The sequence below is a fragment of the Epilithonimonas caeni DSM 17710 genome (assembly GCF_000426465.1).
GTDB classification, from domain to species: domain Bacteria; phylum Bacteroidota; class Bacteroidia; order Flavobacteriales; family Weeksellaceae; genus Epilithonimonas; species Epilithonimonas caeni.
The window spans coordinates 103539-115487 of the sequence record NZ_KE384528.1 but is presented as its reverse complement, the minus strand read 5'-3'; the positions used below and the strand labels follow the sequence as shown (position 1 = coordinate 115487).

Genomic DNA, 11949 nt, shown 5'->3' with positions numbered 1-11949 from the left:
AGGTCTCAGAATTATACCCTATCAAAATAACAGTAGGTCTCAGAATTATACCCTGTCAAAATATTAATTGGTATATCTATTTATAGCACAAGATTGAAATGTTTAAATAGCTTAATTCCAATATGTTAATGCTTGTATAATCAATGTAATCATACATGAAATTTTTCATTTTTTTCTGCAATCAACATTTTTAATCATTTATCAAGTATGTTAATTTTCAAATAACTGTTACTGAATATCAATGATTTAAAAAAAATGAATAGTATTATCAGAGGCTATTTAAGACCTCTAAAAAAATAGGCGCATTTAATTAGCAAGATGTGTCTTTGTCCGGACAAACTTTTCAAGTTTAACCAGGCAAAGACCTTCTTGCCTTTTTTACAAAAAGGGGGAAAAACTTCGGAACTCATTTTTCTTCTTTAAAGAGATTTAGAAAAAAAAGAAGATGCGCAATTAGTAATAATAATTTTTAATTAGACAGCGTTGCTTTTCAAATTTCTGATGTTTTACATATGACAATATCTCTTGCTTCTTTAGAAATTTAAATAATAGTACTATTTGGGTCTGTTTAAGACTATTTAGGTTTGGTAGTCTTAAAACTATTGCGCTTCATTAAATGAAAAATCATTTTTGCTGAATATATGACAATCGAAATGTTTGAAGTCAGTTTATTCTGACATATGGAAAAACTAAGAATGGAGAACAAATCGGAAAGAATAAGAATTGAAATCAGAATAGAGAAAGAAAAGAAGAAACTTTGGAAAAAATTCTGTTCAGAAAGACAGGTCTCTCTTACCCAGTTGATCATTAATTCAGTTGAAAATAGAATGATGGATAACGAAAGGAGAAAAGTGCTGAAGTTCATTGAAAAACAAGACAACATTTTTATAAAAATTGAAACCAATATCAATCAGATTGCAAGAATAGCAAATTTGCAAAAATTTGTTTCTGAGAAAGATTTGAGAAATTTTTCACAAAAACTTGCAGAGATTGAAAAATTGAAAAATGAGCAGAATGAAATTTTCATGAAGATTTATAGAATGCTGGGGAAATGATCGTAAAGGTATTAGATCCTGCGGGAATCCACTTTCCAGGTGTAGAGTATAATGACAAAAAAGTTGACAAGGGCAAAGGTGAATTGATGCTGATGAAAAACTTCCCATCGTTTATTAATGAAAATTCAACAAAAGAAGAAGTCAGAAATTATCTGGCCTCAATTTCTTTCCAAAGCACAAAGATTGAAAAACCGCAATTTCATGCGATGATCTCTACCAAGTTTCAAGAACATTCTAAAGAAGAGTTGACAAAGATTGCAGAAAACTTTATGGATGAAATGAAGTATGGTGAACAGCCATTCATTGTAGTCTTCCACAATGATACAGAAAACAGACATGTTCATATTGTTTCAACAAGAGTAGATAAATCTTCAGGTAAGAAAATCAATGACAGTTATGAAAAGTTGAAGGCTCAAAAAGCATTAGCTCTTGTGATGGAAAAATTGTACGGATTGAATGCAGAAGAGCGGATTGAGAAATTACTGGCTTATAAATATGGTACACTAAAGCAGATGGAGCTACTGATGCTAAGAGGAGGCTACCGACTTTCTCAGAACAAAAACAATAATAATGCTTTTGATATTTTGAAAAACGGAGTGAGTGTAAAGACCATTTCGGGAAACCATTTAATACTTACTACTGCACAGAACAATCAAAGAGCCAAGCAGCTTAAAGCCATTCTTTCAAAATACAAAGATCTAAGTTCCAATAAAGTTTTTAAAGTAGAAGATCGAAGAGAGCAGGAAGCAATGCTTCCGGAAGACAAACAAAATGAGGACTGGAAACCTAAAATTGAATTTGAAAGCGAACTACAGAAGAAGCTCAGAGATATGTTCGGGATAGACATCGTATTCCATCATAAAGATGGGAAAACACCTTTCGGTTACACGTTGATAGATCATAAAACAGGAACGGTCTACAAGGGAAGCGAGATCATGAAAATGAATGAGCTTTTTGAGTTTACTTCTGAAATGATCGATAAGAGGCTTTTTGAAAGTTTGAAAGATTACAACATTTCGGATGACATTTCAAAGCAGGTTCTGCAAAAACATTTGAAAGTTAAAGATCTAGAAAATGCCCCAAGTGATTTTATGTTGTTTGAAACCAGGAAAAGAAAAAATAAAGAAATCTTCAATTCTGTTAAAAATGATTTAAGGCAATATCTCAAAACTCAAAATAATCCGGAGGTTAAATTAATAAGATCAGACGAAGGAAAATATTATGCAGTCCATGAAAGGCTGCATTATGTAGGAGAACTGAAATATTTGATTGGTGAAAAAGAATATCTAAACTTCCTATATCCAACTAAAGATCAAGAATCAGAGTTCGCAAACAAAAATGAAGATTTTTCAAAAGAGATGACCAAAAGTATTAACGATATGATCTTCGAGTTCAGAAAATCATCCGGGGGAACAGGAAAAGACCCTGCAGAAGAGGAAAACAAGAAACGACGTAAAAGAAAAAAACGATAGACCTATGATAATCACATTTGCTACCCAAAAAGGCGGTACAGGAAAAACGACTCTTTCAATAGCATTCGCCAATTATTTGACAGAAGTTACAGAAAGGCAAATCAATGTTTTTGATTTTGACTATCAAAAATCTTTCTACAATAAATGGAAAGAAGATGAATTATTAGAGATTCCCAAGCTCTATGATGTAGAGGTTATCGGAGAAGAAGAGCAACCATTTTCAGACATTGAGAGTCTTTTTGAATTAAGAGACAGTGAAGATATCAACATTTTTGACTTGGCAGGAACACTTGACGAGAAGTATTCTGACCTTCTTATTTATAGCGATTTTATCATCATTCCATTTGAATATTCTGATGTATCGGTAAAATCGACACTGGTCTTTAAAAACCTACTCGGTCTTTTGGAAAGTCAGGCAGAACGAATCTTTATTCGCTCAAAATATGATAAGGGATATAAATATCTTAATCAGCAGGAGATGGATGAAGAGATCTCAAAATATGGTGTAATAATACAGAATCCTGTCTACAAAAGGAATTGTCTTCAAACCATCGATACCAGAAAACTGACCTACGAACAAAAATACGCCGTAAAAAAGCCATTTAACGAAATAATCGACCAAATAAATGAAACATTACAAATTACCCTTTAAAATAAGTTTGGAGAGAAAATACAATGATATCAATATCGAAAAATTCTTACCTGATAGAGAGTCGCATAAGGAAGAAAGAAAAAAACGTGAATTTGAAATGGACAACGACCTTCATCTGGAACTAGGAAAATTCCAAACATTTGATGTTGGGCTAAATGAAGTAATCGATCTGGGGAAGCGTTATGCCTTAGGAAAGCAGGAGTTCAGAAAACTTGCAGCTCAAGTCATGGAATTAAAAAGAACAATTTAAAAACTAAAAAATGTTAAAATATTTATCGATCCTTTTGGTGATATATTTCCTGTACTACGCCGGAAATATCCTTTATGACCTTTTCTTGAAAAAAGAGAAAATATCCCAGACCGATACAACAGAAGAATTTTCACTCGGCGACTTTGCAGAAAACAATGCCCAAGCTCCAAACATGGTCGGAATTGAAGATGTGGAAAATATCAATACCCCTAATTCCTTTTTGAAGAATCAATTCCAATCTCAAAATGCGCCAATTGAAGATGAACCGAAGATAGAAGACCTAAGAAGAAGATTCGAAGCAGAACAGGATATAGACAATGCAACCCCAACTGATGTACCCTCTGAGGAAATTCAAACAGAAACTCCTGAAAAAGAAATCTATTTCGAATCTGAGAAAGATGATGGAGCTTCTGCCAACAATAATGAAGAAACAAGCAGAAAAAAAAACGACTGGAAATCATTATTGAAATTATCAGAAACCACTGTCCATATGATAGCAAATTATGATGGACAAAAGGTCTATCATTCTACTTTATAACAATTATTCACTTATTTATTAACCCTTAATTTTTTCTTATGATGAAAAAAACAGTAAAGAAGATAGCTGGAACGCTATCAAAAAGAAAGCTTTTATCAATGGCTTTGGTATTGGGAATGTCAAGTCTCGCTTTTGCAGGACCTATTGGAACTGCTACTGGAACACTTGCAACCTATAGAACTGAGATTGGTGGGCTTGTCTATGCGATTGGCGGAATTGTCGGTTTTGTTGGTGGTCTTAGAATTTACAACAAATGGCAGAATGGCGATCAGGATGTCAACAAAGAGCTTCTTGGTTATGGAGGCGCAATGATCTTCCTTTTCATTGTACCAACTATTGTAGGCGCATTCTTCCCTTAATAATACAATGGGATTCTATTTATACAAGGGGCTGAAAAAGCCCCTTGTCTTATACGGACTAAAAGATAAGTACATCTATTATGTTATGGGATGCGCTGTAGGAGGTCTTATAGGAGGAATGTTATTGTCTCAGATTATTGGAAAACTCGTAGCAATTATATGGATTGGTATATGTGGCGGGGGTATCTATTGGACTTTTAAAATCCAAGATGAAAAGGGGCTTTACAATAAAACAAAAAATGATAATGAGATCTTTATTTTCCCAAAAAAGTTCAAAACCAGTAAACTTTTGAAACATAATGAAGCAAAAAGGAATTAAGCTTTTTGATATTAAGAAATAGAGACTAAAAAACGGTAAAAGATGAGTAAAATAAAAAAAAATCAATTTGATATTCCTTTTATTGGCTATGACAATGGAGAAGAACACAGTTGGAATTTTGATGTTTTGGTTGGGCAATACGGAAACCCGGTTATAGGAATCAGAATAAAAAATATAGTTGAACAATATTCTGCCGACCCTGATATGTATGAAAACTTTCATACCATTCTTAATCAGGTTGTGTCCATTATTGGAGAAAACCGTATTGTTCAAAAACTGGATATCTTTTCTAAGAAAAAATACAAAGCAGAAAAAGACAATCAATTTCTTCAACAAAAGTACTCCGAGCATTTTGAGGGGCGATTGTATAAAACCATTGATACGATCTTGTTGTTCACAGATCTTGTTGATGATAAATTAAAACCAAAAAAGAAGCAATACGATTTTTCTGAAAAAAATTATAAAGATCTGAGAGATAAATGTCAGAAGATTTTTATGCTTTTAAAACAAAATAATTGCGAACCACAGTATCTTTTTGAAAATGATTTTGAATATTACATAGGTGGAACATTGAGCATGAATTTTAGCGAAATGTCAGTTTTTGATAATATCAAAAGCTCCAACGAATATCTGCAGATTGGAAATGACTATGTGAAAACCATCTCATTTGTAGATGTGGAGAATATCGACCTTCCTTCTAATATTGAAACATATTCTATCTTGGGTGGAAATGGTTCAGCTGCAGAGACCGCTGTTGACAATTTCAGCTTTATCAACGAGCTGGAAGATTATAAGACAATTATCTATAATCAAGTCATCGCAATTCCAGCACAGGCTCAGCAGCAAAGGGAACTTGATAAAAAGAAAAAACGTCATGAAGGGGTAGCCAAAAACAATCCTTCGAACGGTATCATCGCTCAAGAGATAGAAGAATTGCTTCATAATATTGCAGTGGACGGACAATTGGTTGTGAATGCTCATTTTTCGGTGGCATTTTCTGCTTGTTCTTTCGAAACAATGGAAAATCTGCAGTCGATGATTGAAAACAAGCTGTTCACAAAAGGGATTATCGTTTCTAAAAATGCCTACAACCAAATGGAGCTATGGCGCTCCTGTCTTCCGGGCAATGCCGTTGAACTTCGACAGTACGACCTATTCATGACGACAAGCGAAGCAGCCTTGTGTTTTTTTTTTAAAGAGAGCTACCCGATTGATGAACAATCAAACTTCTATCTGAGATTTACAGACAGGCAAGGTGTTCCTATCAAAGTAGACCCAAATGATTTGCCTAGAGATACCGGAAGGATCAACAACAGGAACAAATTTGTTTTAGGACCTTCCGGTTCAGGCAAATCATTTTTGATGAACAACATCATTGAGCAATATCTGACCTATAATTATGATGTAGTGATTGTCGATACAGGGGATTCCTATTCAGGCACATCCAAGTATAAAGGAGGAAAATACATTCAGTATACTGAGGAAAAACCAATTACGATGAATCCTTTTCTTGCCAGCAAGGAAGAGCTAAATCTTGAAAAATTGGACTTCCTTAAAAATCTGGTCTTTATGATTTGGGAAGGCGCTGATGCTTCTATGTCCAATGTCCAGAGCACATCGATAGATAATCTTCTACTGTCCTATTATCATCAATATTTCAATGGCGGTACCAATTGGTATAATGACAAGACAACCACAGAATTGATATTGTATTTGAGAAGATATAATATCTATGAAGAAGATATCGTCTCTGATTTTGAGAACAAATATTATGAGGAAAATTATTATTCTATCCTCGGGATATCATTTGATGCAAAAGCTGAAGAAATCAAAGATGCTTTCCGAAAAAAGGCGATTGAATTCCATCCGGATAAAAATCTAAATAATCCTGATTATGATCCTGGAGTATATCATAAGATTACTCTTGCATATGAGAATCTTTCAGATGACACAAAACGAAAAATCTATAATGAGACACATCTAATGGTTGCCTCACCAAGAGATATTGTAGCAACACCCAGGGATAGTAGAGAATATGAAACTGAATACAAGAATGCGGTCGTAAAAAGAGTGAGAGATATAGAGGATAAAATGAAATTACAGGAATTGTCATTCAATTCTTTCTATGAATATGCGGAAAAATTCCTGCCTTTATATCTAAATGACAGGAAACACAAAATTTCTGAAAAAGAATTCAATTCAAGGACGTTTTTCAGGGTGCTTGCTGATTTTTATAAAGGAGGAAGGTATGAAAAAACCCTTAATGAAAGTGCTGATAACACCCTTTTTGATGAGCCATTTATTGTTTTCGAAATTGATAATGTTAAAGATAACCCAAAACTTTTTCCGATTGTGACACTTATTATTATGGACACATTTATCCAGAAAATGAGATTGAGAAAAGACTTTAGAAAAGCACTTATAATAGAAGAAGCTTGGAAGGCAATCGCTTCAAAATTAATGGGTGGATATATCCTTTATCTCTATAAAACAGTGAGAAAATTTTGGGGTGAAGCAGTGGTTGTTACACAAGAACTAGACGATATTATTGGAAATGCAGTAGTGAAAGATTCCATTATCAACAACTCTGATACTTTCATATTGCTTGACCAAACCAAATTCAAAGATAATTTTGACAAGATTGCATCCTTACTTTCTTTAAATAAGGTGGAACAAAATAAAATCTTCACAATAAACAATTTGAATAATAAATTCGGACGAAGCCCTTTTAAAGAATTCTACATAAAGCGAGGTTCTAAGGGAGAAGTTTATGGTAACGAAGTTTCTCTTGAGCAATATTTGACATACACGACGGAAAAACCTGAAAAATCAGCCGTTGAATATTATGTAAATCATTTTGGGGATTATGATAAAGCTTTAGAAATATTTGTCTCTGATCTTAAAAAATCCGGAGATTCTTTAGCTAATCTCGTATCGCTGGTTAATCTTTATAAAAAACCTATAGATCAAAAGGTTAGAACCTTTTACGATTTTATCAAAAAAAAGTACAAAGGAGAAAATATATGGAAAATCATTAATGAAGAAATGAAAAATAAAGACATTAGTTTTTACGAGCTTATTGATACAAAAATTTACAAAAATGAAAAAGTTTAAGATTTTTATTTTGACAGTAGTAATTATTTCGACAGGAAAAATCTCTGCTCAAAGTACCTATGTCGATGTGACAACAACAGCAGCAATGGTATTGTATGCCGAAAATATGAAAGCTGAACAGGAAAAAGTAGTGGAACAGCAAAGCAAACTACAACAGGCACAGACATGGGTCGGAACACAGATGGTTGCTGCCAATGATATCCAAAACAAGGTACTGAAAGGTTTAAGGGAAGTTTCCGGAACATTGAGCAACGGTATTCAGATCAAAAATATACTAACCTCACTTCAGAGCTCATACAAATATACCAGTGATGTTTTAAATATTGTTTCTTCACATCCACAGTATTCAATTTTTGGTGTAAAGTCTTCGGAGAAAGTCTATACGAGTGCAGCAGATATTGTAACAGAATATTCTGATATTATTAAAAGTGATGAACTGAATTTAGCTACAGCCGGAGACAGAAGTAAACTTTTAAATCAGACCTTGCAAAAGGTAATGATATTAGAAATGTGGATCCTAGATGTAAAATTACGACTTGAGAGAGCCATTAGAATTGGATTCTGGAAATCTGCTAATCCATTCCAGGGTTACGTTGATGCAGATAAATCTATTGTCGAAGGAATTATGAATCAATACAAATGGAATTTTTAATAATCAAAAAATAGTCTAAGAATGAAGTCACGAATATTGATTTTATGTGCTTTGTCAATTATTATTTTGATAACAACTTCTAGCAGCGGCAACGGGTCTGCTTGGGAGAAAGAATATGTATCGTTCCCTATGATGGATGTTGAGATCAACAATGCCATGAAAGAAAACGATAGGCAGGTCAATATGCGAAATAAGCAAATTTCTAATACTTCTCTGGAGACAACAAATAAAGAACAATGGTCAAAATTCAGAGAAACCAAGGTTAAAATACAAGATAGGCTAAGAATTGTCTCTTTTGCCGTTCAATCAATTTCGGTCGGGGTTGCTATCAGCAGAGAGATCAATATGATAAAAGATTATCAAAGCAAAACATATGAAGCCATACAATCTGCACCCTATTCGGTTGTTGTGGCACTTCCTGCTGAGATTAATTTTTTAGATAAACTACAGATGAACTTGAGACTAATTACAGGTATTGTTCTTTCTTATGGAGCTATCAACCAAATGGAAAAAGCTGAACGGAAAATCCTTTTGGATTATGCTTTAGGAGAAATGAAAGATTTGAGAAATGAAGCATTCTGGACCTATTCCAAAGTAAGAGATCTGATCAATCAAGTAGAATGGAAAAAAAACTCACTCAAAGCCTATGTGAATTTGGACAAACAAATTATACGGGAAATTATTAACAATATCCAAGGATTTTAAATTCAATAGACATGAAGACGAAATATTTATTAGGTATTATCATCCTTAGCACGTGTCTAATGACAAATGCTCAATCTTACGGTTTAAGTTTTAATGATAGACTTTTGGCACAGATCACAAAAAACCAAGTGGTAAGACTGGCAAGTAATGAATCATTTTTAAATTCATATAAAAAACAAAACGAATTCTATGATGATATCAATAAGAAAATAGTTCAGATTATAGCAATTCAAGAATTCATATATAAAAATTTGTCCAATGTAAATGGTGCCATAAAACAAAGCAAAAAATTAATACAAATAGGAAAATTACTGACTGATATAGGAACTAATTCTGCCGACATGCTCAAATTGTCAGCTCAACATCCAGAATATTCAATTTTATTATATGAAACCTATGCAAGGATCGTTGATCAAGCATTGACTCTACAAGAACAGGTCACAAAGGAACTGCTGAATGAGGAAAATGATTTTTTGATGGATCAATATGATAGAGAAAAAATATTAAACAATATCTACACAAAAGCATCCATTATCAATTCAGATATTTTGTACATCATATTAAAAATAAAAAACCGTAAAACTGTCCCATACCTATATCAAGTTCCCTTATTAAGTGAGTATATCAACCTTGATAAATATATCATCAATAATATTATTAATCAATATAAATGGAGCTTTTAACAATAAACACCTAAATATGAAAAAGACAATTACTTACTTGTTATTATTCCTTTCTTTTCATCAAGGGAATGCCCAAACTGTGAAAAGGATTTATGACCCATCTATTGTTGCGCAAGAGAAAAGAGCAGTATTTGAAAAGTGGGGAGACTGGAGACCTTATCCTAAATACTTTTTAGGCATACAAACGAATTTCGCCTACGCCACGGTCTGGGGAATCTGGGCGCCGAAAATAAATAGGGATTACAAGGATGGAGACGACCTCAGACCTCTTAAAGTCAATGGGACAGAAACCCAAAGACTCGCTGGAGTGAAGTTAGAGGAAAAGAAGGCAGAACAGATCAAAACAGAAAATGATACCATATACAAAAGAAATATCCAAGACCTGGCACATTGGACCTCTTTGACCGTGGATGCCGACCCTTTATGGCTATTGTATTATAAGACCATGCTCAAACCATTGAAAGAGTTTCCGGATAATCCACAAACGGCCAATGATTGGGGAATTTTAGATCCGGAAGTTTTTACAATAATGGAATGGTCTGGTCAACTTTTAAGATTGAAAGAACAATTGGACTTCCTAAAAGAAAAATATGTGATGTCCAGGACAATGGATATGCCACGTGGAAAACGGTTTCTGATGTACCACGAAATCCTAATCGGATGGCGAAAATTATTGGGTACAATAAAAAGCCATGATAGAAAAACGTCCCTTTTGATGACCTATCATAAAAAGATTAAGGATATAAAGGAAACGTTCCGCCCGCAAAATGACAGGGAAATTGTAGCCGGTATAATGAGCACTTATAAATATCAATTTTAAAAAAAAATAAACAACCAAAGAGATGAAGAAAAAATATTTATCATTCGGATTCTGCCTTTTGGCGGTCCTGATGCCCTTGATATTATTTGGGCAAGCGACAACTCAAGATTATTCCAATACGTTGGGATTCTTTCAAGGCGAAGGAAGCTTTGAGGATTGGTTCATGAAAGCTTTTACCACACTGGATGTGACTATGCAGCAAAGAGCCGATGAAGTTGCTTTGTTCGGGAGGGCCATTGGTGGCTTGGGCTGTATGATCTACCTTGGCACCATGGGATGGCAGATGATCTCGGGGGACAGGGACTGGGAGATAGTGCCAATGATTCGCCCTTTCTTTATAGGTCTCATTCTGACTTATTGGTCTGCATTTACTGGACTTATCAGCATGCCTTTATCATTATTGGCCCAACCAAGTGCAACCATATTTGAATCATTGGAAAAAGATGCAGATGCTCTCAGGGTCAAGGCTTTTGAAAAACAATCAAAACTGTTGGATTATGCAGTTGCGGCAAAAGCTAAAGAAAAGGCAAAACAAAAACAAATAGAAGATGCAAAACCGGAAGGAGGAGGTATTTTATCTGAGATTGGTGACTCTATGCTTGATCTGGACCAAAGTCTGTACGAATGGCAGATAAAAATGGACTTTCAAATACAAAAACTATTGGGTGATCTACTGCAAGTCATTGCATTGGCGATTCTTCGTGTCTGTGTCTATCTAATGTTCTTTATTCAAAAAATATGGATGTACATACTTGAAGTATTAGGCCCCATCGCTATCGGGGTATCTATGATCCCAGGGTTTGAAAGTTCTTTCAGTAATTGGATGTCCAAATATATCAACGTCAATCTTTACACTTTTATAACTTATACCATCATCAATATCGGACAACAACTTATCATGAGTGCCTATACAATGCAGATTAATAGGTTAGATACTTTAGCACCCAACGGAGCTTTTGACGATGCAGCTGTTCTCCAATTCGTTGCTGGCAATGGTTTCTTGTTCATTCTGCTTCAGACAATTGTAGCCTACATTGTGACAGGGGTAGGGGTACTGATGACTCCTACAATTGCAGATGCCATTGTTACAGCAGGTGGAGCTGGTGCAATGAGTAAAATGAAAAGTGCGGCAGCAAAAGTGGCAAGTGGGGCTAAAACCGCAATGATGGCTGTTAAAACAGGAGGTGCAAGTGCAGCGGTAGCAGCTGTGAAGTCTGCTTCTTCAGGTTCAGCATCGGGTAGAACTAGCGCTGCAATGAAAAAAGGAATATCGCCAGATAAGGATTCCGAACAATCCCCTAAAGAATAATCCTTAACCTTAAATTACTGT

Annotated in this window: 13 protein-coding genes; all 13 read left to right on the top strand. The window is 34.5% G+C overall.

Going from position 1 to position 11949, the window contains the following annotated elements; all coding sequences use genetic code 11:
* Window positions 1–680: 680 nt before the first annotated feature.
* The 13 genes from mobC to K319_RS20785 are packed head-to-tail and all read left to right on the top strand — an operon-like array spanning window position 681 to window position 11928.
* A complete protein-coding gene (mobC, locus tag K319_RS0118410; protein ID WP_027384946.1) occupies window positions 681–1055 on the top strand; it encodes a plasmid mobilization relaxosome protein MobC in 375 nt (124 codons plus the stop codon).
* On the top strand, window positions 1052–2527 hold the full coding sequence (locus K319_RS0118405; RefSeq protein WP_027384945.1) for a relaxase/mobilization nuclease domain-containing protein: 1476 nt from the start codon (window positions 1052–1054) through the stop codon (window positions 2525–2527). Before mobC ends, K319_RS0118405 begins: the two co-directional genes overlap by 4 nt.
* 4 nt (window positions 2528–2531) lie before the next feature.
* Window positions 2532–3179, top strand: a complete 648-nt coding sequence (locus K319_RS0118400; RefSeq protein ID WP_027384944.1) for a ParA family protein — start codon at window positions 2532–2534, stop codon at window positions 3177–3179.
* Window positions 3154–3429: a hypothetical protein gene (locus K319_RS0118395; RefSeq protein WP_027384943.1), complete on the top strand. Its 276-nt coding sequence runs from the start codon at window positions 3154–3156 to the stop codon at window positions 3427–3429. Before K319_RS0118400 ends, K319_RS0118395 begins: the two co-directional genes overlap by 26 nt.
* Before the next feature lie 10 nt (window positions 3430–3439).
* A complete protein-coding gene (locus tag K319_RS0118390; RefSeq protein WP_027384942.1) occupies window positions 3440–3967 on the top strand; it encodes a hypothetical protein in 528 nt (175 codons plus the stop codon).
* Between the two features lie 41 nt (window positions 3968–4008).
* The gene (locus tag K319_RS0118385; RefSeq protein WP_084403480.1) at window positions 4009–4326 is read left to right on the top strand and encodes a DUF4134 family protein; all 318 of its coding nucleotides are present in this window, start codon (window positions 4009–4011) and stop codon (window positions 4324–4326) included.
* Window positions 4327–4333: 7 nt separating this feature from the next.
* Window positions 4334–4645 (top strand): hypothetical protein, encoded by a 312-nt coding sequence (locus K319_RS0118380; protein ID WP_027384940.1) that lies wholly within the window; start codon window positions 4334–4336, stop codon window positions 4643–4645.
* Between the two features lie 42 nt (window positions 4646–4687).
* Entirely contained in the window at window positions 4688–7759 is a 3072-nt protein-coding gene (locus tag K319_RS0118375; RefSeq protein WP_185092689.1) for a TraG family conjugative transposon ATPase, read from the top strand.
* Complete coding sequence (locus K319_RS0118370; protein ID WP_027384938.1) at window positions 7746–8411, top strand: hypothetical protein; 666 nt, start codon at window positions 7746–7748, stop codon at window positions 8409–8411. Before K319_RS0118375 ends, K319_RS0118370 begins: the two co-directional genes overlap by 14 nt.
* Window positions 8412–8432: 21 nt before the next feature.
* Window positions 8433–9116: a hypothetical protein gene (locus K319_RS0118365; RefSeq protein ID WP_027384937.1), complete on the top strand. Its 684-nt coding sequence runs from the start codon at window positions 8433–8435 to the stop codon at window positions 9114–9116.
* A 59-nt stretch (window positions 9117–9175) separates the two neighbouring features.
* Window positions 9176–9799, top strand: coding sequence for a hypothetical protein (locus K319_RS0118360; protein ID WP_235696134.1), 624 nt, complete (start codon window positions 9176–9178; stop codon window positions 9797–9799).
* 16 nt (window positions 9800–9815) lie between these two features.
* Window positions 9816–10619 carry a hypothetical protein gene (locus tag K319_RS0118355; RefSeq protein WP_034672160.1) on the top strand — a complete coding sequence of 268 codons (804 nt, stop codon included), beginning with the start codon at window positions 9816–9818 and terminating at the stop codon, window positions 10617–10619.
* Between the two features lie 22 nt (window positions 10620–10641).
* Window positions 10642–11928 (top strand): hypothetical protein, encoded by a 1287-nt coding sequence (locus tag K319_RS20785; RefSeq protein WP_051230796.1) that lies wholly within the window; start codon window positions 10642–10644, stop codon window positions 11926–11928.
* Window positions 11929–11949: the final 21 nt, after the last annotated feature.